This is a genomic window from Acinetobacter sp. YH12135 (assembly GCF_013418565.1).
In the GTDB taxonomy this organism is placed as follows: domain Bacteria; phylum Pseudomonadota; class Gammaproteobacteria; order Pseudomonadales; family Moraxellaceae; genus Acinetobacter; species Acinetobacter towneri.
In genome coordinates this window covers 80,351-102,245 of record NZ_VPBU01000004.1, presented here as the reverse complement: position 1 = coordinate 102,245, position 21,895 = coordinate 80,351, and the positions used below count along the sequence as shown (strand labels likewise).

Sequence of the window (21,895 nt, the reverse complement as noted above, 5' to 3'; positions counted from 1 at the left end):
CATGCTCAGTCGTCAATTAGAAGTATCACTACGTTTGGCTGTTAGCATGGCTCGTCAAAAGAGACACGAGTTTCTAACGGTTGAACATTTATTATTGGCTTTATTAGACAATGATTCGGCAGTCAATGCACTCAAGGCGTGTGGTGCAGATGTTATTGTGCTGCGTAAAGAACTCGAAGAATATGTAGAACAACATACCCCTAAACTTGCTGAAAATAACGATCAGGCACCGCACCCGACCGAAAGTTTTGACCGCATTTTGCAGCGTGGTATTTTTCATGTGCAATCTAGCGGTGGTGACCGTACGGTTGAAGGCGCAGATATTTTAGTGGCAATGTACTCTGAACGTGATTCATTTGCCGTGTATCTACTCAAGCGTCATCAAATTAACCGTTTGACCTTAACGCAATACTTATCGCACGGTACACGTAAAGACGAAACGCAAGCGGAAGAAGAGGTTGAAGAATTAGATAGCGAAAGTTCAAGCTCTGCCAATGCTGGCCCGTTAGAGCTTTACACGCTAAATTTGAATACTGAAGCGCAAAAGGGTAAAACCGATCCGTTAATTGGGCGTGAAAAAGAAATTGAGCGTGCTGCACAAATTCTATGCCGTCGTCGTAAGAACAACCCATTGTTGGTGGGTGATCCAGGCGTGGGTAAAACCTCTATTGCCGAAGGTCTGGCGTGGCTGATTGTGAATGGTAAAGCGCCAAAACCACTCGAAAATGCCGAAGTATATAGTTTGGATATCGGTGCGTTGGTAGCGGGTACAAAATACCGTGGTGACTTTGAAAAGCGTTTAAAACAACTGTTAAATGCCTTGAAAAAGAAACCTGATGCCATTTTATTTATTGACGAAATCCACATGATTATTGGTGCAGGCTCAAGCATGGGTAGCACGATGGATGCATCAAATTTAATTAAACCTGCGTTGGCAAATGGTACTTTGCGTTGCATTGGCTCGACGACATTCCAAGAATATCGTCAGGTATTTGAAAAAGACCATGCACTTTCACGCCGTTTCCAAAAAATTGATGTGAATGAGCCTTCAATTTCAGAAACGATTGATATTTTACGTGGTTTAAAATCGAAATTTGAAGAATTTCACCATGTTAAATATGATGATAAAGCATTGGTGTCTGCGGTAGAGTTATCGGCCAAATTTATCAATGACCGTTTCTTGCCAGACAAAGCCATTGATGTGATTGATGAAGCAGGTGCGCAGCGCCGTTTAAGAGCTGAGCAAGATGATACTTTAATCACAGTAGAAAACATTGAAGATATCGTCTCTAAAATTGCACGTATTCCACCTAAAACCGTATCGAAAGATGACAAGACTGTACTTGAACATCTTGAGCGTGATTTAAAACGTGTGGTCTTTGGTCAAGATGAAGCTATTGAAGCGTTAGCATCAGCAATTAAACTGTCACGTGCTGGTTTAAAAACACCAGACAAACCAGTGGGTAGTTTTGTATTTGCTGGCCCGACAGGCGTTGGTAAAACCGAAGTTACCAAGCAGTTGGCAAAACTGTTGGGTGTGGAATTGGTTCGCTTTGATATGTCTGAGTACATGGAGCGCCATGCCGTTTCACGTTTAATTGGTGCACCTCCAGGCTATGTCGGTTTTGATCAGGGTGGCTTACTCACCGATGCGATTCATAAAAATCCGCATTGTGTGTTGTTGTTGGATGAAATTGAAAAAGCGCATCCTGATGTATTTAACCTATTGCTGCAAATTATGGATCATGGTTCATTGACCGATAATAATGGTCGTAAATCAGACTTCCGTAATGTGATTTTGGTTCTGACCACTAATATTGGTGCGGAAAGTATTTCCCGCGTGAGCATTGGTTTCATGGATCAAGACAACAGTAATGACAACCAAGAAGCGATGAAAAAAGCCTTCTCGCCAGAATTCCGTAACCGTTTAGATGGTGTGATTCAATTTAAAGCTTTACCTACTACAGTAATTGAAAATGTAGTGGATAAATTCTTGACTGAATTACAAGCGCAGTTGGATGATAAAAAAGTCATTCTTGAGGTTGATCAAGATGCGCGTGAATGGATGGCTGAGCATGGATATGATCGCTTAATGGGCGCACGTCCAATGCAACGTCTGATTCAGGAACACTTGAAAAAGCCATTGGCAGAAATGATTCTGTTTGGTGAACTTGCAGAACAGGGCGGTAATGTGGCTGTTTCTGTGAAGAAAGAGAACGGTAAGGCAGTCGGTTTGAAACTTGAAGTCTTTGAAGATCAAACGGCTGAACCAGCCTAATCAATCCTTATTTGAATTTTGAAAATAACCCATGTTGAACATGGGTTATTTTTTATGAATTCGCAGATACGTGAACTTGAATCGTTACTGCTAAAAGAGAGACCACACAGGATTTATGGATTTTCAGATCACTAAAATTGCCAGCACAACGTTCTTGTTTTTTGTTACGGCAGTTATGGAAATATTAGGCTGTTATTTTCCTTATTTGATTTTAAATCAGGGGAAATCACAGTGGTTATGGCTGCCAACAATTTTAGCCTTAGCGGCTTTTGTGTGGTTATTGACTCTACATCCTGCGGCATCGGGGCGAATTTATGCGGCTTATGGTGGTATTTATATTTGTACAGCCTTGATTTGGTTAAAGTATGTAGATCAAGTCAATTTAACACGTTGGGATATGTTCGGTGGAATGATAGTAGTTTTAGGCGCATTGATCATTATTTTACAACCGCAAGGTTTAATACGTTAGGTTATATTTGGGTTTACGCATTAAACCTTAGGCATTAAATCTTAAAGCTGAGGTTGTTTTAGTTTTAAATACAGTTCAGTCTGCTTTAAATTGGCACTCGCTATTTGCCAATTGCACATTAAACTGGGTTTTTTCTGCACTGAGTTTTAAGTTCAATACATAGGGATTTACCCGTTGGAACTGATGCTCAAAAATAGATTCACAATTATGAATTAAGTTTTGTTTAATCATATTTTTGACATTGTTATAACCCGTACTTTCTACAAACTGCGTGAAGTCAGGTGAAATAATCATGCCACGAATATTGATTTGTTTGTCTGTCGCCGTACTTTGTTCAATCACTGTATTTTGATCGACCTGATAAGGCATAGTACGAGAATCTTCATCACTAATGACATCTAAAATTTCATTTAAAGCGACGATATTTTGAATTTTATAATCTGCACTTAGAATCTTTTGTTGGACTAAATATTGATCTAATTCACTGGCTTTGGCATAGAGTGAAGCACTCGCGATCAGTGTAGTAGTGCACAGCGTAATTGTGGCAAGTGTTTTATCAATCATATTGTTTATCTAGGCTCTTTTAGAAATTTTAGAAAAATAGACCATAACTCAAGATTATAGCGAGCCAAATAAAAAAACAGCACCTTTTGGTGCTGTTTGTAACAAAACTCATCAAAGTTTTGCGAATATTTAAGACGGGTTTTAAAGCTTAGTCTTTTTTAAGATTTTCATTCAATAAAAACTCAACCAATGCTTTTTGAGCATGTAAGCGATTTTCTGCTTCATCCCACACTACAGCATTTTTGTGATCGAGCATATTTTCAGAAATTTCTTCACCACGGTGCGCAGGTAAGCAGTGCATAAATAAACAATCAGGATGTGCTAAATCCATCAGGCGTTCATTCACTTGATAGTCTGCAAACGCTTTTTCACGAATTTTTTGTTCTTCTTCCTGTCCCATGCTTGCCCAAACATCGGTCACAATCAGATCAGCATTCACTGCTGCATCCTCAGCAGAATCGACCAATTCTACGCAGTGTGCAAATTCAGACAGGAAGCGCTGTTCTGGCTCATAACCTTTCGGTGTCGCAATTTTTAAATTAAAGCCCCACATGTGTGCTGCTTCAATATATGAGTTACACATATTGTTGCCATCACCAATCCACGCCACAGTTTTACCTTCAATTGAACCACGGTGTTCAACATAGGTTTGCATGTCTGCAAGGAGTTGGCATGGGTGATGATCGTCAGTTAAGGCATTGATCACAGGAACTTTAGAGTAAGAAGCAAAGCGTTCTACAATGTCGTGACCAAAGGTACGAATCATCACAATGTCAAGCATACTTGAAATGACGCGTGCAGAATCTTCAATTGGCTCACCGCGACCTAATTGTGTGTCACGTGATGATAAGAAGATCGCGCTACCACCAAACTGACTCATGCCAGCTTCAAACGATACACGGGTTCGGGTGCTGGATTTTTCAAAAATCATACCCATGACTTTGCCAGGAAAAGGCTGGAAAACTTCATTGTTATGCTGTTTACGCTTGAGCTCAATGGCGCGTTGCAAAATTTGATTCAGTTCTAAAGTCGATAAATCGCGTAATGTTAGAAAGTGACGTAGAGCCATTCGTTACTCCACAATAATTGCTGAATGAGAAAAAACAACAATTAGTTGTTGGTTGGTTAAGTGAAAAAGGGAATCGGCTAATATACTATAGGATGCAGAAATTGCAAAAAATCTAAGCTTTTTGATGAGCGTCTAGAAAGCGATCTACACAATAACTTACATAATTGGTTGTTTCTTGTTCTGTTTCTTGTTTTGGAATACCCATGATGATACGCCATTCAAAATTTCTTAAAATACCGAAATACAGTTGTGCAGAATAAATAGGCTGTTCACAGCAAATTAAACCTTGCTGACTGGCATGTTCCAATACTTTGGCAATACAAAGTTGCACATGCAAAGGGCCGCGCTCATGTATGTGTAAGGCAATATCAGGATTGCGCTGACTTTGCTCTAATACCAGACGCATAAAGGCTGCATTTTCTGGTTCCAAAATATGATGATAAAAATTCAATAAGGTTTGAATCAAATAACCACGTAAATTTGAATCAATTTGTTCAAAGGGAATGTGAATATCCTGAAAAAATTTATCACGGCGATAATCACAAATAGCTTTGAATAACCCTTCTTTATTGCCAAAGTATTTATAGATCGACGCTTTAGAACCGCCTGCGTGTTGCACAATATCATCTAAGGATACGGCATCGTAACCACGCTCTAAAAATAGCTCAGTTGCACTGACTAATAACGCTACACATCGCTCATGACCACGCTTGGTTGGTGGTATATCTTTACCTAAAGGAGCGAAATGGGCGAGTTCGTGCATGTTGAGTAAAAAATCATCAATTAAATAGAAGGGAGATTGTCATTATAACAAATATATGTACAGCGTGCTGTGTCGAAGTGTACTTGCACATGGCATGATTTGAGCTGAAAAAGCCATATTTTTAGAAAATAGTTTAAATTTTGCTTATTTAGTGTACTAAAAAGCTGTGTTTATCAAAAATAAAGAATAACCAACATCACGAAAATTTATTGTGCAATAAATTTGAAAATTATTTGACTAAAGTTTTAGAGTATAGATTCTAAAAAGCCATGGCGTGATCTCGCATTCTCGATATACTCGAATCTCGAAAAATATAGTAAGAAAAGCGGAAAGGAAGATGACAGAACAAACATCTGCGGGCTTAAGATTCAGACAAGCCTTGGAAGTCGAAAAGCCATTACAAATTATCGGCACGGTAAATGCTTATGCTGCCATGATGGCAAAACAAGTGGGCTATAAAGCCATTTATTTATCTGGTGCAGGTGTTGCCAACTATTCTTACGGTTTACCTGACTTGGGCATGACCAGTTTAGACAACGTCTTGGAAGATGTACGTCGTATTACTGAGCGTGTTGATACACCATTATTGGTGGATATTGACACAGGTTGGGGCGGTGCATTCAATATTGCCCGCAGTATTAAACAAATGATTGCTGCGGGTGCTGCTGCAGTTCATATTGAAGATCAGGTTGCACAAAAGCGTTGTGGACATCGTCCAAACAAAGAAATTGTAACCCAGCAAGAAATGGTTGATCGTATTAAAGCGGCTGTTGATGCGAAAACCGATTCAAACTTTGTAGTCATGGCACGTACTGATGCCTTGCAAAAAGAAGGTTTACAGGCGGTTATTGACCGTGCTTGCGCATGTGTGGAAGCGGGTGCAGATGCAATTTTTGCAGAAGCTATGACTGATATTACCATGTATAAAACTGTATGTGATGCCGTAGGTGTACCTGTATTGGCAAACATTACCGAGTTTGGTGATACCCCTTATTACACCACTGAAGAATTGGCTGAGCAGGGCATTCGCATGGTGTTGTATCCACTTTCACCAACTCGTGCTATGCAAAAAGCAGCACTTGAAGTGATGCAATCCATTCGTAAAGATGGCACGCAAGTGAATGTCTTAGACAAAATGCAACAACGTAAAGAATTATACGAATTCCTTGATTATCATACTTTTGAAAATACATTAGACAAGCTGTTCAAACAGGAGAATTAAAAAAATGGCTGAAGGAAAAGTACTCACAGGCGCAGGATTGCGTGGACAAGTGGCAGGTAAAACCTCACTCTCAACTGTTGGTAAAAGTGGCGCAGGCTTAACTTACCGTGGTTATGATGTGCAAGACTTGGCAGAAAACTGTCAGTTTGAAGAAGTTGCATACTTGATTTTCTTTGGTGAATTGCCGACTTCAGAGCAATTGGCTGCCTATAAAGCAAAATTGAAATCTTTACGTGCATTGCCTCAAGCACTCAAAGAAGTGCTTGAGCGTATTCCTGCAGATTCACACCCAATGGATGTGATGCGTACAGGTGTTTCAATGCTAGGTAACTTAGAAACCGAACAGTCATTTGAACAGCAACAAGATGTAGCAGACCGCATCTTGGCGACTTTGCCAGCTATTATTTGCTACTGGTATCGTTATAGCCACGATGGCGTGCGTATTGAAGAAAATACGGATGATGATTCAATTGGCGCACAATTCCTGCATTTATTACGTGGTGAAAAACCAAATGAATTGCATGAACAAGTCATGAATGTGTCATTAATTTTGTATGCAGAGCATGAGTTCAACGCATCAACATTTACAGCACGTGTTTGCGCATCAACTTTGTCTGACATGCATTCATGTATTACAGGCGCGATTGGTTCATTACGTGGCCCATTACACGGTGGCGCGAATGAAGCAGCGATGGAAATGATTGAAAATTGGACATCGCCAGAAGAAGCTGAACGTGAAATGCTAGGCAAGTTGGAACGTAAAGAAAAGATCATGGGCTTTGGTCATGCGATTTATAAAGACAATGATCCACGTAACGGCATCATCAAAATCTGGTCTGAGCGTTTAGCGCAAGATGTAGGTGATACAGTACTTTATCCTGTATCGGTGCGTTGTGAAGAAGTGATGTGGCGTGAGAAGAAATTATTCTGTAATGCTGACTTCTTCCATGCGTCTGCGTATCACTTTATGGGTATTGCGACCAAACTATTTACACCAATCTTTGTGATGAGCCGTGTAACAGGTTGGGCAGCACACGTGATGGAACAGCGTGCAGATAACCGTATTATCCGCCCAAGTGCAGATTATACAGGCCCAGAATTGCGTAAAGTTGTACCAATTGCAGAGCGTTCGGCTGCTTAATTGGTTGTCTAAAAAGCTGTACCGTGCATGAACATCATGTGATGCAGCAGTTTAGGCTGAAGATAAGGTTTCATTGTTAAGCAATGGAACCTTATTTTTTTTTTGAGGTTTGGATGAGGGTAGTCAAAAATACAATGAGTAATTATTGAAGCGTTAGAGAATTAAAAAAGATCGGGCGTACGATAGCGCATTTTTAAGTATTTGATCATAAAAGAAGGTTGTTGTATTTTGTTTCTTAAGGTTGTAAATTGTTGCATGATTGGCTAAAATTTATTCCACAATTAATATGAGGAAAAAGCAATGTCACATGTAGCAGTTAAAATCGACAGCGATATTGTTGAATCAGCAAAGATTTACGGGATGGCTGAAAGTAGAAGTGCAACTAAACAAATTGAGTACTGGGCTAAAATTGGAAAAATCGCACAAGACAATCCCGATTTAACTTTTCAAGATATAGCAGATTTGTTGCTTAGTATGGCGCATGTCAAAGCAGGGAATACAACACCATATAGCTTTGGTTGAGTTCAATGAATATACAACAAACTCCCTTATTTGAACGGACAGTGAAAAAACTAACCAAGCAGCAGAAAAAAGATGTTGATAATGCCGTAATAACCGTTTGGAATAATCCTGATATCGGAGAAGCTAAAGTGGGGGATTTAGCAGGAGTATTTGTTTATAAATTTAAAATGGACAAACAGCTTGTGCTACTGGCTTACTCTGTGAGTGATGACGAAATCATGACACTCTATCTTTTAAAATTGGGCAGTCATGAGAATTTTTATAGAGACTTAAAAAGATAGGTTTACTTCAGGGTGCAGTACAAGTGTTTGTATCTTGCATTAGATCAATCAGGTCTTGAGCGACTAACAGAGTGAGCTGTTCTAGTCGTTGTAATGGATTGCCATCTAAAAAATATTTGTACTGAAAAGTTTGCTGCTGATAATGAATGGCGATAAAAAATGTCCCTACAGGTTTTTCTGGTGTGGCACTGCCGCCTGGTTTCAGTAACCCTGTGCATGCCACAATAAAATCTGCATGTTGAAATAGTTTTTTGCCTTGAACTGCCATGGCTTGTGTGACTTCTGCGGATTCAGCGGTATAGGTGGCAATTAAGTCACTATTCACATGCAAAATCTCACGTTTAATGCTTGGGTCGTAACTGACTAATCCACCAAGTAAAATATTGGCACCGCTATTTTTATAAATAGAAAACTGACTACATAAGTAACCTGAGCTGGCACTTTCAATAAAAGCCACAGTCTGTTGGCGTTGTTCAAGTATGGCACAGCATTGTTTGAGCATGATAAATCTGCAAGTGAATAGAATAAGTTGCTCAAGTGTACTGAATTTTGTCGACTTGTGCGAAAAAACATCAAAAAGTGCAATGTTAAAATAAGAATGTTCACGATTTAACTGCCTATAAATACAGCAAAATTTACAATTATAGGTTTAATCGTGGCATGAACGGTGATACAAATAAAAGTAAAGCAAAAAGTAATAAAAAGGATGCTGTGATGAAAACAACGGTGAAATATATCGTTTTAAAAAGTTTGGACTATCAACTTGGTACATCATTATTTGAGGATGAAATTGATGCTGATGCACAATATTTTGACCAAATTCCAAGCATTATTGAATATCAAAACTTGCGCTTTAAAGTGGTGAGTAAAGAACAAAAGCGTTTACAGTTGATTGAGGAAAATGAAGAACATCAAACCATCATTGTCAGAGTTTTGGTGATTTAAAGTCATTTCAATCTAGATTAGTCAGAGCTTCAATATAACAGCAGAATGATTGAGCATCAGTGGAGCGTATCGAAGTTGGTGTTTTTTTAGTCACTGGATGCAAAAAATTGTATTTCACATTACAAGAAAAAATTGAAGAATTGATTAAAAATGCTAACTACGTCACATATTTGTGTTGGTATTTTTGTAGATTAGCATTTTTCAAACGGGCTGTAATGGCTTAAATAAGCTTATGTTTTTTAGATCAATTTTTATTTTAACAGACTGATAATTGAGATAGAGAGAAAATTAATTAAAATATCTTAAAAATATAATCATGACAGATAGAACAAAATATAATTGAATTTTAACGTATTTTTTGAATGCGTGTTACATTTTGGTTTTTATTATATTGTTAAATAATAAAGTGTTTTTCTTAGATAAAATTAAAAAAAACAGTGTATTTTCTTTATTGGAATTGAGCATTTTTGTTATTGCTGTGTATAGTCCTTGCATCTCACAATAGTGAGGAAGTTTAAAGGGGCTAAATATAATGAATCATAATGCAATTATCATGATGACGCTGATCATTTTAGCTGTGGGATTTTCTCTAGGCATTTATGTGTATTTTGAACAAAAGAGAAAGCAAAATGAAGAAATTCAGCTGATCATTACAGAAGCAAGACAGGGTCTAGTAGAGTTAGATCGGAAATAATAATCTAGGTGTAAATCGTATACTTCGATGCGGATCCAATGGGATATGTTAAAGGTGAAAAATAGACTTAAAAAAGTAATTTTATGCCACTGTTTGTCGGTCAGATGACGATAAAATAAATGAACGAAACATAGCTGTAGTTTCTTAGTTTTCCCACATTCCCATGTGGGATTTTTTTTGTCTAAAATTTAGACTAGCGCAGTATTTATTAAGATAAGTCATTATTTTTATGTACAAAAGTGACCTTTATTATAAAGATCAAAATAAGGCGAATTGTATAAAAAAACTATTAAAATTCGATTTGTTTTTCAGCATTTAGATGCATAAAAAATTTACCGTTGATAAAAAAATCACACCACTTTGTAGAAATGTTATAACATAACAATAGATTGTATTGGGGGATTTTTAAATGCGTTTGACGCTACTCGGCTTATCCATTTTTTATATGATGCATACAGCTCATGCTGAAACAACTGTACTTGAAATCATAAGCTTGCAGGCACAACAAGAAAACTCAGACCATGTTGTGGGAAAAGAAAAAATTCAAACGGCAAATACTTTGGGAGATGCTTTAAAGCATTTATCGGGTGTACAAAGCAGTGCTTTTGGGCCACATGCAGGTACGCCAGTCATTCGTAGTTTGAGCGGGCATCGTGTTGGTGTAATGGAAAATGGATTAAGTATTCAAGGTTTAAATACCATGAGTGGTGATATAGCCATTCCGTTTGATTCTTTATTCAGCCAAAACATCACTGTAAATAAATGGTCGGATGTAGTGAGACATGGTGGGCAGGCAATTGGTGGGAGTGTTGATATTGATACAGGTTTAATACCCAAAGAAATTGCCAACAAATTAGATTATATGGAAGTTGTTTTGCGTAAAGGATTCAATCAGTTTGATGCAAAAGACATGCGTATAGAATTGAATAATCAAAAAAACTGGGCAACCACGTTGCAATTTTCACAGCAGGAAATAGATGTGTATGATATTCCTGGCGCAAGTAAGGCGGCTGTGTGTGAAACGCAAGTATTTGGTGAGCGTGGTGGGGTAAACACAGGTTTAGCCAGCCAGTGTCAAAAAGATACTCGTATCGAAAAAATATTTAATACGCGTTATCAACCTTATTTAAATAATTATGTGCTTGAACATATTCAACAAAATCCAAGTAATTTATCAGATTATTATGATAGTCAGGAGTCGGCTAAATATACCGATAAACCTGTATCAACTTGGTATGTAAATGGCAGATATGTAGATTATGTCAATACACCAAATCCCGACTATGTTGCAGGTGAGAGTAAGGAAGCAATTCAAAAAATAAACCAGGATGTTACACCCAATTATTATAAAAAATTGGCCAATTCAGCCTCAACACAAGATCATTATGCGATTGGCACAACTTATTTTATGGTGCAAGGCTATATTGGTTTCAGTGCAGATCATAAAAGCAGTCAATATGGTGTGCCGGGTTTTTCTTTAGAAAATGAGTCATTTCAAAGTAGCTATACTGAGTTGTTACCAGTTAGTGTACACACCAAGCAGAACCGTTTTGCGCTAGATGCACTATGGGAGCAGCCTGCAAATTTTGTAGAGTCGATACAAGTTAAAGCAGCAAAACTCAATAATAGTTCGGGTGAATATATTGCGGCGGAAAATGCCAATCAGTATCAATTTAATACTCAACAGGCTGAATTAAGTATTCAACAACGCCATTGAAGTTGTTGAATAATTATACCTTGAGTGGTGAAATAGGAACGATTTACTTTAACAGTGATGTAACAGGAGCAGGGGATTTAAAGTATTTACCGAATGTCAAAAGTGAAACTTTTGCGTATTTTATTCAACAAAAGCTGGATTTTAATCGTTTTTACTTGGATGCAGGTTATCGCGCCGAGCGATTGCAGCATAAAATTCAGGATCAAAGCTTTAAATTGGCACGGAATGCACAAAATACAACATTAGAAAATAGAGATTTTGATTTAAACAGTTTTTCTGTTGGTGTGGGGACTAGATTAACAGATTATTTAGAATTAAAAGCAAAATATAGTGCAGCTAAACGTGCACCTGAAATTAATGAGTTATATAGTAGTCAGCCGCATTATTCGGTTTTAGCTCAAGAAGAAGGCAATCAAGATTTAAAAGTTGAGAAACTAAAAGCGAAAGAATTAACGGCAATTTTTTCTAATTCTGCATCACGTTTACAAACCACAGTGTATGAAATGAATTTTGATAATTATTTATATTTACGCAATACAGGAATGTCGATGCGTAATCGTTTACCGTTAAAATATTGGACGCAAACAGATACGACAATTACTGGTTTTGAGGTGGATGCAGCACATACATTTTCACTACAAAAATACGGTGATTTAAGTGTTTCAGCTTTCGCTGATTTAGTGAAGAATAAGACCCAATTAAATACAGACAATACAGACTCTAATAATGAAGGGCAGTATTTTTCCAATATGCCAACAAATCGTTATGGGGCGAGCTTAACTTGGGATTGGTTAGATTGGTCTGTAAATGTGACGAGTACCTATTATGATCAGCCTAAATATTTAGGTAAAAATATTTTTGATGAGGTTGCTTTACCAAGTTATCAGTTGTTAGATATGTCTATTAAAAAGAAAGTTGCATTAAAAAATGCCAGTTTTGACTTTTTCTTACATGGCTCAAATTTATTAAATGAAGAGGCACGCCCACAAAATTTACCATTGAAATATATTGCACCATTACCTGGTCGCGGATTTCAAATTGGCATCAATATACATTTGTAGTTTTTACGCTTAGAAGGAAGCAAACATGAAAAAAAATTATTTAGTTCTTTCAGTAGTGTGTTCAGCAATATTACTTAGTGCATGTAATCAATCTAAAGCACCTGAAAATCCAGCTGAAAAAGTAGAAACTCAACAGCCTGCTGTGCAAAATACCACGAATGACGCAGCAGCCTCTGAGGTTGTAAATGATGGTCCAATCCAACAATTTACAGCTTATGGTGTAACACAATCATGGCGTGTACTTGTAGATGGCGACCAGATTGAGGTTGAAGGAACAGCGTTGCCAAACTTTAAAATTCCAGTTGAACGTTCAGCGTATGCAAAAGGGGTTGAGTTTATGGGGCAACATGACAATAAAGCGGTGAATGTGAATATTAATTCGACACCGTGTAAAGATGCAGATGGTACAATGGCTGAATTTTCTGTGACCTTAGATTATGGCGATCAAGTTTTCAAAGGCTGTGCTGTTGCAGGTATTGTTCCAACAGCAGATACCTAATTTTCTTAGAATTTAAGCCCTAAAAAAGTATAGAAAAAACCACCTTTCGGCATATCGCTCAAAAGGTGGTTTTTTAATTCAGTATTTATTTTAAAGCTTGCTTGTATAAATAAAAGCATCATCAATATAACAAATAGAATGATTTATCAATCATAAATAATATGAATGATGTTTTTAAGTATAGATCAGCAAAAATCTATTTTTTAAATTCAGTAATATTAATAGGCTGATCTTTGACTAACTCAAGTACACCTTCACCACCTTTAAAATGAATAGATACACCATCATCATTGCTCAGTAAAATACCGCTACCAGATACAGCACGTTTTAAATGATACACTGTGTCAGAATTATCTACCATTTCTGCAGTTTCAAAATTATCTGAAGATTTTAATTCAATGGTTAAGTCTTGTGGGCCATTAAAATAAATAACTTGTGTTTCTGCAGGTGCATTACTTTGTACTTTTTCTTGGCTCACTTCATTATTCGAATTTGAGTTACATCCCATTAAACCGAATGCAAGTAATGTTGCCCCTAAAAAATATTTCATTTTGTACCTTTTCTAAAAAATTGAAGCAAACTTATACTAATGACTTTAACTTTTGATAAAAAGATAGAATTACACTTTTATACTAAATTTTACTGAAAGTAATGAAGCTAAAGTTGACTAAATAAATCAGGAATTGTCTTCTTTAAAAATTAATGCAAAAAATATAGCAATATATGTTTCTTTAAATAAAACCTACATACACTCACATTCCTTGATCTTGAATTATTGTACGCTCATGTCATCTTAATTTTTGAATTTCAGCTATGAGTAAAAATAAAATGTACGATGCTCAGGTTTTACAGCAACAATATGAGCAATGGCATGATTTACATCGACAGATGCGAGAAGCGCAGCAAAAATGGCAAGCTGCAGAAAAGCTCTGGCAAGAATTACAGGCCTATTATCAAAGTGAACAATGGCTTGAGGACTATGAAAATGCGCCTGAACTTAGCTGCCGCGAAGGGGAATATTCTATATTATCGCAAGATACGCTATGGAATGCTTTAGAAGAGCGTCGCCAACAGGCAATTGATTGGATGAAACTGAGTTTAAGTGTGATTGAGAATTAAACTTAATTCAAACTTACATCTAATTTATTTTGATCAATAAAACTATCATCACAGTTTTATTCAGTAAATTTACTGCATATTTAATCAGTTATGTTATTTTGAGTTGGTTTGAAGAAATTAAAACGAGTATCAACATGAAAAAGTTATATAGTGTTTTGGCTGTTTTAAGTGTGGCAACTTTAGCTGCGTGTAGTAATCAGCCTATCAATGAACAAACTCAGGTGCCACAGACCATGCAAAATTGTGTCCCAGAATCTGCTGCGCAGTTAGTTGGTAAAACAGGTTTGACTGAAACACAAATTAAAGCGCTTACCCGAGCTGAAATTGTGAGAATGGTTACACCAGGTCAGCCTGTAACAATGGATTATCGTATGAATCGAGTCACTGTGGTGGTCGATCCGAAAACTAAAATTATTATACAAGCTTCTTGCGGCTAAAAATTTTAAGAAATTTTCTCAATATTACCCTGAAAATTTGCTCTGATTTTCAGGGTTTTGCGTTTTAATCAGCCAATCACTCAAAATTAAAGGACTACAGTGTTAATATATCGGTTGTCTTAAAATTTTAGATCAGGTCAGATAATGCACTTATTTATGTGTTTGAAAAATCAAGGAAATACACATTGATGCAAGCCTTGAATATATCGACACGCTTAGGTGGATTCTACTTTTTCTACTACGCAATTGTTGGGACGTTTTTGCCTTTTTGGAGCCTGTATTTAGAAGATCAGGGCTTTAATTATCAGGAAATTGGTGTTTTATCTTCTATTGCCATTTTAACGCGCTTTTTCGCGCCTTTTATTTGGGGATGGATTGCCGATAAATCAGGCAAACGGATGCTTTTGGTGCGCATCGCAACTTGGATGGAAGCCAGTATTTGGTTACTGATTTTTATTGTTCCGAATAGCTTTCAGTCTGTTGCATTACTCATGCTAATTTTTAGCTTTTTCCAAAACGCAATTTTGGCACAATTTGAAGGCGTGACTTTGTTTTGGTTGGGCGAGAAACGTGCGGAACTCTATGGCAAAGTGCGTAAATGGGGCTCTATAGGTTTTATTGTCGGGGTTTTTGGCATAGGTGCTATTTTGGAAATTATACCAATCTCCATGTTACCGATGTTGCTACTCAGTATTTCTTTACTGGCATTTCTATGGTCATTCAGTATTCAAGAACCAAGCTCCGCACCCATTGCACAAAAACAACTTGAACCCTTATTGCCTATTTTAAAGCGCCCAGTAGTCTATTCATTTTTTATAATTGAATTGATTTTACTGTTTTCGCATGCGCCATTTTATAGTTTCTACAGTAATTTTTTAAGTCAGGCAGGCTTTAGCACAAGTCAGATCGGTTTCTTGTGGTCTGTCGGAGTGATTGCTGAAATTATTATGTTTGCCTACGCAAGTTTGTTTTTAAAGCGTTGGTCTTGGCGTTCACTGGTTGCTGTATGTTTAATTTTGACAGGCTTACGCTGGGTAATTGTCGGTTTATTTCCATCCATATTTTTTGCGCAATTTTTTGCACAAAGTGTTCATGCCTTTAGTTTTGGCTTATTTCATATCATTGCCATGCGGGTGATTTTTCAAAACTTTTCTGCAGGGCAACAAGGTCGCGGGCAAGCACTTTACAGTACCATGTGGGGGTTAGGGGTTGCACTGGGGAGTATTTTGGCAGGGCATTATTGGGATATTGTTTCAGGCGAATGGATTTTTATTTTTGCAGGATTATCTACACTGATTGGTCTGTGTTTTATTTGGGGATTGCCAAAGCAATTAGAATCGCAGTTAATGTTGAGCGATACGAAAGCCTAGATTGGTGATTTTGCAGTGATACCGTTCTTTTATCAAAAATAGAAGCAAGCAAAGTTGGATGGGTATAGTTTGCTTGCTTCTTACTAATTGATTGCTACATTAAATACGGATTTTAGCGTATTGCTGCCACCACGGTTGAGCTGCTTCGAGTTGTACAGCCAGTTGTAAAAGCACATCTTCACGTGCAAAAGGCGCAATAAACTGCGAACCCAATGGTAAGTTATCTTTATTCCAATACAAAGGCACAGACATTGCAGGCAGCCCTGTAATATTGGCAAGTTGAGTAAATGGCACCCATTTTAGGTTTTCTTTGACAATGCGGTCGACCAATTTACCTTGCGCTAACCAATGTGCTTTACCTGCATGTAATAGTGTTTTTAAAATTGGTTTTTGCCATGCAGGGGTTTTCACTTCGCCATTTTTTGGTGCAACTGAAGCTGTTGCAGGAATGAGGTATAAATCATAACGCTCAAAGAATTGATTCATTTGTGCGACATATACCCCCCAATTATTCAAATTGCGAATGTAATCTACTGACGTGGTTTTTGCGCCAAAGGCAGCCAAAGCCAAAGAGTCTAGCTCAAAATTATCGGAATGATTTGGCAGGCGAGTTTGAATTTCAGCAATTAAATAAGCAAATTGGCTAAACCATGTGGTAATGAAATCTTTGGCCAATTGCATGCCATCAATAGCAGGACGGTCTTCAACCACTTCATGCCCTAAAGATTCTAAAAGCTGTACGGTTTTTTGAATGGCATTGATGGCATCTTGTGAAACAGCTGTACCAATCGGAGATTGGGTCGAATATGCGATTCTTAATTTTTTTGGCGCTTGCTGAATTGCATCTAAATAACTGCGTTCAGGAGCTTCAATTTTGAAAAGTGAATGACCATCTGCGCCATGCGTTGCATCGAGCATTGCCGCACTGTCACGTACACTTTTACTTAAAATATGTTGCATCGCTGCACCATGCATGGCTTCACTGAGTTGTGGCCCCCACGGGGTGCGTCCACGACTTGGTTTTAAACCAAACAAACCACAGTAAGACGCAGGAATACGAATTGAACCACCGCCATCACTTGCCCCTGCAATCGGCACAATACCTGCCGCAACTGCAGACGCAGAACCACCAGAAGAACCACCACTATTGTGTTTCAAATTCCATGGATTTTTACATGCACCCCAAGCATCTGGCTCGGTTATCCCTTTAATCCCAAATTCAGGCGTGTTGGTACGTCCAAAGGTAACGATTCCGCTATTTTCCCAACGATTTACAATTTCTGCATTTTGTTCTGCAAGATGATGCGCACGTTTTAAACCCTGACAACCAAATGAAGTCGGATAGCCTGCATATTGTTGAAATAAGTCTTTGACTAAAAAGGGCACACCTGCAAATGGGCCTGTTAATTTTGTTTGTGTGCGCTGCCGTGCATGTTCATGCATAGGAATAATAATGGCATTTAATTGTGGATTGGTTTGTTCAGCACGTTGTAACGCAATATCTAATAATTCTGAGGCCTGAACATCCTTTTTGGCAACGAGCTCTGCCAAGCCTAAAGCATCATATTGGAGGTATTCTGCAAGTTTCATTTCAATCCTGAAAATCTGTATTGTCAAATTGATGTTGTATGCTATTTTTGTTTAAGAAGCAAGAATGACCCGATTACGACCTTGCATTTTTGCCTGATATAGCGCCTGATCTGCCTGAATAATTAAATCTTGTAAAGGGAGATTGGTGGGTAAGTGTGTATGTGACACGCCCATGCTTACTGTAAAATGAATGGGTTCAAGGTTTTCTAAATTTAACGCTTGATGTTCAATACACATACGAATACGTTCTGCAATGCGTTGAGTTTTATTTAAGTTATTATTGTTCAGCAAAATAATGAACTCTTCACCACCAATGCGACAAAATAAATCGTGATCACGTAAATTGCTTTTAACGATGTTAGAGAGATGTTGCAAAGCACGGTCACCGACATAATGCCCATATTGATCATTCATTTTTTTAAAATCGTCGATATCTAACATAATTAAAGACAATGAATGATTGTTTTTATGCTTTAAAGCTTTTTCACTTAACTGAGTAAAACTACGGCGGTTCAGTGTTTCGGTTAAACTGTCATGATTTGCCAAATACAATACTTCTCTATACAACTGATTTCGGTTTTGGCTAATCACACATAAAATTAACGTGGCAAGACCTAAAATAATTAAACCCACACGAATAGAAATAATGGTAGTTAAATAACTCGAATTCACTTGATCTATAAACAAGCCTGTGACGCTGTGATACAGAGTTAAACAGACCAAGCTATTAATCAGTGCCAAATTAAAAAGTTGATAGCTGGCAGCTGCCCAAATTAATGCAGCCAATGGATACAACAATGCACCTGGTCCATAAAAAATATGGGTGCAGGCGATAGAGATCAGTAATGCAAAAAAGGGCAAGATATCCTGAATTTGAGTTTCTTTAGCATATTGATTATTTATAAGTTTTTTGAATTTAGACCAGCCTGGGGCAGCCAAAATTAAAGGTAAGACAATTACCGCATTTAAAATTTCACCAGACCACCAAGTAAAAAAATCAATCCAACGATTTTCTTTTAACATAAAGGTGTGCGGCAAATTTGGCAGCAGAAGAATGGCAAATAAAGCCCCAAAGAAACAGCCTAAAGTTACAGCAATAATATGTGGATATAGCTCTGACACATTATTATTGCTCGCTGGAAGTTTAGCGCGGGCAAAATTAAAGAAAAACAACCCACTAAAAACAGCTACAAAGTTGGAAAGCGTTAAACCTAGCGTCATCAGGAAAGTATTGTCTGTGACCAAATCGGCGCCCATATAGCCAAAAAAAGCACCCAAAATTCCACCAAAACTTTTTAAAGATGGAAAGCGAATGAGTAGCCCCAACAAGAGGGCGTTGCTTGGCCAAAAAAAAGAAAAGTAGCTAAGTGGGCGAGTAAAAATACCCAATAAACAAGAAAAAAATACCACAACGGCTAGCAGTCCAAAGGCAAATATTTGCTTTTGAGTCGAAGATATAGTTTGCGGTATGCTAAAGTTTTGCAAGTACTAAACTCACTTTTGCAATGGGTTGATAATTAAGAAAAAAACTTGAATGAGTGTGACGTTCACAACAGAAAGGCGATCATATCAAATAACCATTACCTACAAAGTCGATTAAATGTAAACTAAGTCACATTTTCGTTAAATAAAATTGTTGTCTTATGTTTATGCTTGCAGATTTGGATTAAAAATATGCTAAGTTGTCTAAACGGTTTATATCTTTAAATAAATGTATGAAAAAAATATATCTAACCACAGTTTTAAGCTTATGTTCTGTCTGCGCGATTGCGAATGAAAATACAACAATAGATTCAGCCAAGTTAACGCCAGTAGCAGCAGAAACGACCAATAAATTTCGTGTGGTGACCCGTCCAGAAATTGTGGGGCTGTGGGGCATGCAAATCCCAAATAATCGTAAATGTATTGAATATTACAACTTTAAAAGTAATAGCGATGTGGTGATTAAAAGCGGTCAAGAATGGTCTGCAGGTGTATATGATTATCAACCTTCACAAGACCCTGCAAATTCGTTACCGGCTTTAATTTTGCAAGTTAAATATGACAATAATGAAGTGGATTGTTCTGGATATCAGGAAGACCAAACAGGGGACATTTCACAATATTTTGTAAAATGGAAAAATGCGCACACCATTAATTTCTGTAGTAATGAAAAAGCAGAACAATGTTTTGCGACGTTGTACCGCGTCCTGCCTTAAACTTTTCATTATTTGGTCTATTAGAGATCTTTTATAAACTCGTACCCCTCATCCTGTAGCGCGTGTATTGATCATCTAGAGCGCTAAAGCACAAAAGTAGTGAATTTCAATCTTTCATTAGACGAATTATTGATGATCATTTTTCGAATCCAGAATCAATTAACAAGAGCGACACATTTTAGTGAGTTGAAAAGTTAGGTGAATTCTTAGAATCATTAGACTTTTTCAACCGGCAATGACCTTATTACATAAATTTGGAGCAAGCTGTGATTTAAAGGTTTGAGGAAATTTAAATATAATTAAAACATAGTGTTAGATATTTGTTTCAACAAAACTCTTACAAATAAGACTTTATTTTCTCTTATTCATATACGAGTGTACGAGTGCATTTTAATTTAATGAAAATTTTATCGTCTTGCTGAAAATAAAAACGGCTACTGAGCCATGCAAGCATTTTGCGACACATGGCTCAGCAATAAATCCATAATTATGCCTCGTCAATTTCTAAAGGATTTAGACTTTGGACAGAACTTGCTTTAAATGGTGCAGCAATTTGCTTTAAATCTGAACCCGATGGGGCTTGATACACTTTTAAGCCAAACTCCGGAATAATTGCCAGCAAATGATCAAAAATATCGGATTGAATACTTTCATATTCTTTCCATGCAGTGGTTTTGGTAAAGGCATAAATTTCTAGCGGTAAACCTTCACTGCTTGGCTGTAGTTGACGAATAATCAATGACTGAGATTGATTAATACCTGGATGTTGTTTCAGATAAAACTCAACATAGGCGCGGAAAGTCCCTAAATTGGTTAAACGGCGTTGGTTGTATTGTGATTGATTTGCTAACTGCTGATTAAACTGCTCAATTTCTTCATTTTTGCTATGTAAATATTGATCCAATAACAAAAACTCTTTAAGTTTGCTTTGTTCATGTTCAGTCATAAAGTGCACAGAACTTTGATCAATTAAAATGGCACGTTTAATACGTCGGGCACCAGCTTCCTGCATGCCACGCCAGTTTTTAAAGGTATCGGTAATGAGTTTATTGGTTGGAATAGTGGTCAGGGTTTTATCCCAGTTTTGCACGGTGACAGTATGTAATGACATATCAATGACATCACCATCGGCATTTAAAGAAGGCATTTCAATCCAGTCACCAATCCGTACCATATCGTAGGAAGAAATTTGTACCGAAGCCACTAGAGATAAAATGGTATTTTGGAAAACCAACATCAAAACAGCAGCCATCGCACCAAAACCTGCGAGTAAGGTAAACACATCTTTTTTCAGGAAAGTGCCTAAAATCATGAGGGCACAGACCACATAAATAATGAGTTTAACTAACTGCAAATAGCCCTTAATTGGCTTGTTGCGTGACTTAGGGTTGCGTTGATAGAACAGGTTAAAAATATTTAAAAATTCAGAAATTGCCAATGCAATGGTCAGGAATATAAAGGCTTGCGCACCCATTTGCACAAAGCTTTCTACTTTATCTGACAAATGCGGTACGGTGGTGATGCCGTTCATAATCACGACAGCTGGGACAATGTTGGCAATACGTCGGATGACACTATGCTGTGAAATAATTTCACTATTGGCAAAGGTCATTTTAGAAATCAGTTTGCGAATCCCGCGCACTACAATTTGCTTGGCAATAAAGTTGGCTAAAATTGCCAGTAGAATCACAATACTGAGTGAGGTCAGCATTTCTAACCAAGGGTATTGGTTATACCATTCCTGAATATTTTGAATAAAATTAAATTCTTGCAAAAGGTCCTCGCTTTAAGGTTGCTGATTTTCGTCTGCACGGCACTTAGAATTTTGGCCTGCAATTCACCTTAATTCTTCATTGATGTATGAAATTGTTAGATAGTGTATCGACTAAAGTTTAAATTTGAAGGCTGAGTAACTTTTTGCTACATTTCAATTATTTGTTTTTACTGAAAGTTTTC

Annotated in this window: 20 protein-coding genes and 2 pseudogenes; 14 read left to right on the top strand and 8 right to left on the bottom strand. The window is 37.4% G+C overall.

Going from position 1 to position 21,895, the window contains the following annotated elements:
• The first annotated feature begins 1 nt into the window (after position 1).
• Positions 2 to 2,278, top strand: a complete 2,277-nt coding sequence (gene clpA / locus FTU70_RS04010; protein WP_004973441.1) for an ATP-dependent Clp protease ATP-binding subunit ClpA — start codon at positions 2 to 4, stop codon at positions 2,276 to 2,278.
• Between the two features lie 115 nt (positions 2,279 to 2,393).
• A complete protein-coding gene (locus FTU70_RS04005; RefSeq protein WP_004973443.1) occupies positions 2,394 to 2,747 on the top strand; it encodes a YnfA family protein in 354 nt (117 codons plus the stop codon).
• Positions 2,748 to 2,822: 75 nt separating this feature from the next.
• Here the strand turns inward: FTU70_RS04005 and FTU70_RS04000 are convergent, their stop codons facing one another.
• The 3 genes from FTU70_RS04000 to FTU70_RS03990 form a co-directional block, all read right to left on the bottom strand.
• Positions 2,823 to 3,311 carry a hypothetical protein gene (locus tag FTU70_RS04000; RefSeq protein WP_004973445.1) on the bottom strand — a complete coding sequence of 163 codons (489 nt, stop codon included), beginning with the start codon at positions 3,309 to 3,311 and terminating at the stop codon, positions 2,823 to 2,825.
• A gap of 148 nt (positions 3,312 to 3,459) precedes the next feature.
• The gene (argF, locus tag FTU70_RS03995; protein WP_004973455.1) at positions 3,460 to 4,380 is read right to left on the bottom strand and encodes an ornithine carbamoyltransferase; all 921 of its coding nucleotides are present in this window, start codon (positions 4,378 to 4,380) and stop codon (positions 3,460 to 3,462) included.
• A gap of 112 nt (positions 4,381 to 4,492) precedes the next feature.
• Positions 4,493 to 5,143: a TetR/AcrR family transcriptional regulator gene (locus tag FTU70_RS03990; RefSeq protein ID WP_096901590.1), complete on the bottom strand. Its 651-nt coding sequence runs from the start codon at positions 5,141 to 5,143 to the stop codon at positions 4,493 to 4,495.
• A gap of 337 nt (positions 5,144 to 5,480) precedes the next feature.
• Between FTU70_RS03990 and prpB the strand changes: the two genes are divergently transcribed.
• From prpB to FTU70_RS03970, 4 genes are all read left to right on the top strand, one after another.
• Positions 5,481 to 6,365 (top strand): methylisocitrate lyase, encoded by an 885-nt coding sequence (gene prpB / locus FTU70_RS03985; RefSeq protein ID WP_004973459.1) that lies wholly within the window; start codon positions 5,481 to 5,483, stop codon positions 6,363 to 6,365.
• Between the two features lie 4 nt (positions 6,366 to 6,369).
• Positions 6,370 to 7,506: a 2-methylcitrate synthase gene (gene prpC / locus FTU70_RS03980; protein WP_004973461.1), complete on the top strand. Its 1,137-nt coding sequence runs from the start codon at positions 6,370 to 6,372 to the stop codon at positions 7,504 to 7,506.
• Positions 7,507 to 7,806: 300 nt separating this feature from the next.
• A complete protein-coding gene (locus tag FTU70_RS03975; RefSeq protein ID WP_004973462.1) occupies positions 7,807 to 8,028 on the top strand; it encodes a hypothetical protein in 222 nt (73 codons plus the stop codon).
• A 5-nt stretch (positions 8,029 to 8,033) separates the two neighbouring features.
• Complete coding sequence (locus tag FTU70_RS03970; RefSeq protein WP_004973465.1) at positions 8,034 to 8,309, top strand: type II toxin-antitoxin system RelE/ParE family toxin; 276 nt, start codon at positions 8,034 to 8,036, stop codon at positions 8,307 to 8,309.
• 7 nt (positions 8,310 to 8,316) lie between these two features.
• Here FTU70_RS03970 and FTU70_RS03965 read toward each other — a convergent pair whose 3' ends face one another.
• Entirely contained in the window at positions 8,317 to 8,811 is a 495-nt protein-coding gene (locus FTU70_RS03965) for a CinA family protein (protein ID WP_096901591.1), read from the bottom strand.
• Positions 8,812 to 9,023: 212 nt separating this feature from the next.
• Here FTU70_RS03965 and FTU70_RS03960 point away from each other — a divergent pair, with 212 nt between their 5' ends.
• The 4 genes and pseudogenes from FTU70_RS03960 to FTU70_RS03945 all read left to right on the top strand — a co-directional run bounded on the left by FTU70_RS03960 (position 9,024) and on the right by FTU70_RS03945 (position 13,225).
• Positions 9,024 to 9,254, top strand: coding sequence for a hypothetical protein (locus FTU70_RS03960; protein WP_026438431.1), 231 nt, complete (start codon positions 9,024 to 9,026; stop codon positions 9,252 to 9,254).
• 532 nt (positions 9,255 to 9,786) lie between these two features.
• The gene (locus FTU70_RS03955; RefSeq protein ID WP_004973471.1) at positions 9,787 to 9,948 is read left to right on the top strand and encodes a hypothetical protein; all 162 of its coding nucleotides are present in this window, start codon (positions 9,787 to 9,789) and stop codon (positions 9,946 to 9,948) included.
• A gap of 409 nt (positions 9,949 to 10,357) precedes the next feature.
• Positions 10,358 to 12,726, top strand: a pseudogene (locus FTU70_RS14450) (TonB-dependent receptor domain-containing protein).
• Positions 12,727 to 12,751: 25 nt separating this feature from the next.
• Positions 12,752 to 13,225, top strand: coding sequence for a hypothetical protein (locus FTU70_RS03945; protein ID WP_180060069.1), 474 nt, complete (start codon positions 12,752 to 12,754; stop codon positions 13,223 to 13,225).
• 196 nt (positions 13,226 to 13,421) lie between these two features.
• Here the strand turns inward: FTU70_RS03945 and FTU70_RS03940 are convergent, their stop codons facing one another.
• Entirely contained in the window at positions 13,422 to 13,775 is a 354-nt protein-coding gene (locus tag FTU70_RS03940) for a hypothetical protein (RefSeq protein WP_096901594.1), read from the bottom strand.
• 263 nt (positions 13,776 to 14,038) lie between these two features.
• Between FTU70_RS03940 and FTU70_RS03935 the strand changes: the two genes are divergently transcribed.
• The 3 genes and pseudogenes from FTU70_RS03935 to FTU70_RS03925 all read left to right on the top strand — a co-directional run bounded on the left by FTU70_RS03935 (position 14,039) and on the right by FTU70_RS03925 (position 16,151).
• Positions 14,039 to 14,344, top strand: coding sequence for a DUF4298 domain-containing protein (locus FTU70_RS03935; RefSeq protein WP_096901595.1), 306 nt, complete (start codon positions 14,039 to 14,041; stop codon positions 14,342 to 14,344).
• 236 nt (positions 14,345 to 14,580) lie between these two features.
• Positions 14,581 to 14,781 (top strand): annotated as a pseudogene (locus tag FTU70_RS03930) (I78 family peptidase inhibitor); the annotation flags it as partial.
• A gap of 188 nt (positions 14,782 to 14,969) precedes the next feature.
• On the top strand, positions 14,970 to 16,151 hold the full coding sequence (locus FTU70_RS03925) for an MFS transporter (RefSeq protein ID WP_180060093.1): 1,182 nt from the start codon (positions 14,970 to 14,972) through the stop codon (positions 16,149 to 16,151).
• Between the two features lie 99 nt (positions 16,152 to 16,250).
• Here FTU70_RS03925 and FTU70_RS03920 read toward each other — a convergent pair whose 3' ends face one another.
• Together FTU70_RS03920 and FTU70_RS03915 are read right to left on the bottom strand one after the other, a co-directional pair.
• Positions 16,251 to 17,741, bottom strand: a complete 1,491-nt coding sequence (locus FTU70_RS03920; protein WP_180005956.1) for an amidase — start codon at positions 17,739 to 17,741, stop codon at positions 16,251 to 16,253.
• A 51-nt stretch (positions 17,742 to 17,792) separates the two neighbouring features.
• Positions 17,793 to 19,226 (bottom strand): GGDEF domain-containing protein, encoded by a 1,434-nt coding sequence (locus FTU70_RS03915; RefSeq protein WP_207973578.1) that lies wholly within the window; start codon positions 19,224 to 19,226, stop codon positions 17,793 to 17,795.
• A 230-nt stretch (positions 19,227 to 19,456) separates the two neighbouring features.
• Between FTU70_RS03915 and FTU70_RS03910 the strand changes: the two genes are divergently transcribed.
• Positions 19,457 to 19,939 (top strand): hypothetical protein, encoded by a 483-nt coding sequence (locus FTU70_RS03910; protein ID WP_004973490.1) that lies wholly within the window; start codon positions 19,457 to 19,459, stop codon positions 19,937 to 19,939.
• A gap of 487 nt (positions 19,940 to 20,426) precedes the next feature.
• Here FTU70_RS03910 and FTU70_RS03905 read toward each other — a convergent pair whose 3' ends face one another.
• On the bottom strand, positions 20,427 to 21,713 hold the full coding sequence (locus FTU70_RS03905) for a mechanosensitive ion channel family protein (RefSeq protein WP_096901601.1): 1,287 nt from the start codon (positions 21,711 to 21,713) through the stop codon (positions 20,427 to 20,429).
• Between the last annotated feature and the right edge of the window lie 182 nt (positions 21,714 to 21,895).

Excerpts from the sequence above, each read along its gene's own strand:
- FTU70_RS03925 (WP_180060093.1), top strand. The coding sequence starts at position 14,970 with ATGCAAGCCTTGAATATATCGACACGCTTAGGTGGATTCTACTTTTTC.
- prpB (WP_004973459.1), top strand. The coding sequence starts at position 5,481 with ATGACAGAACAAACATCTGCGGGCTTAAGATTCAGACAAGCCTTGGAA.
- FTU70_RS03960 (WP_026438431.1), top strand. The coding sequence starts at position 9,024 with ATGAAAACAACGGTGAAATATATCGTTTTAAAAAGTTTGGACTATCAA.
- FTU70_RS03990 (WP_096901590.1), bottom strand. The coding sequence starts at position 5,143 with ATGCACGAACTCGCCCATTTCGCTCCTTTAGGTAAAGATATACCACCA.
- clpA (WP_004973441.1), top strand. The coding sequence starts at position 2 with ATGCTCAGTCGTCAATTAGAAGTATCACTACGTTTGGCTGTTAGCATG.
- FTU70_RS04005 (WP_004973443.1), top strand. The coding sequence starts at position 2,394 with ATGGATTTTCAGATCACTAAAATTGCCAGCACAACGTTCTTGTTTTTT.
- FTU70_RS03940 (WP_096901594.1), bottom strand. The coding sequence starts at position 13,775 with ATGAAATATTTTTTAGGGGCAACATTACTTGCATTCGGTTTAATGGGA.
- FTU70_RS03935 (WP_096901595.1), top strand. The coding sequence starts at position 14,039 with ATGAGTAAAAATAAAATGTACGATGCTCAGGTTTTACAGCAACAATAT.
- FTU70_RS03955 (WP_004973471.1), top strand. The coding sequence starts at position 9,787 with ATGAATCATAATGCAATTATCATGATGACGCTGATCATTTTAGCTGTG.
- argF (WP_004973455.1), bottom strand. The coding sequence starts at position 4,380 with ATGGCTCTACGTCACTTTCTAACATTACGCGATTTATCGACTTTAGAA.
- prpC (WP_004973461.1), top strand. The coding sequence starts at position 6,370 with ATGGCTGAAGGAAAAGTACTCACAGGCGCAGGATTGCGTGGACAAGTG.
- FTU70_RS03920 (WP_180005956.1), bottom strand. The coding sequence starts at position 17,741 with ATGAAACTTGCAGAATACCTCCAATATGATGCTTTAGGCTTGGCAGAG.
- FTU70_RS04000 (WP_004973445.1), bottom strand. The coding sequence starts at position 3,311 with ATGATTGATAAAACACTTGCCACAATTACGCTGTGCACTACTACACTG.
- FTU70_RS03945 (WP_180060069.1), top strand. The coding sequence starts at position 12,752 with ATGAAAAAAAATTATTTAGTTCTTTCAGTAGTGTGTTCAGCAATATTA.
- FTU70_RS03965 (WP_096901591.1), bottom strand. The coding sequence starts at position 8,811 with ATGCTCAAACAATGCTGTGCCATACTTGAACAACGCCAACAGACTGTG.
- FTU70_RS03910 (WP_004973490.1), top strand. The coding sequence starts at position 19,457 with ATGAAAAAAATATATCTAACCACAGTTTTAAGCTTATGTTCTGTCTGC.
- FTU70_RS03970 (WP_004973465.1), top strand. The coding sequence starts at position 8,034 with ATGAATATACAACAAACTCCCTTATTTGAACGGACAGTGAAAAAACTA.
- FTU70_RS03975 (WP_004973462.1), top strand. The coding sequence starts at position 7,807 with ATGTCACATGTAGCAGTTAAAATCGACAGCGATATTGTTGAATCAGCA.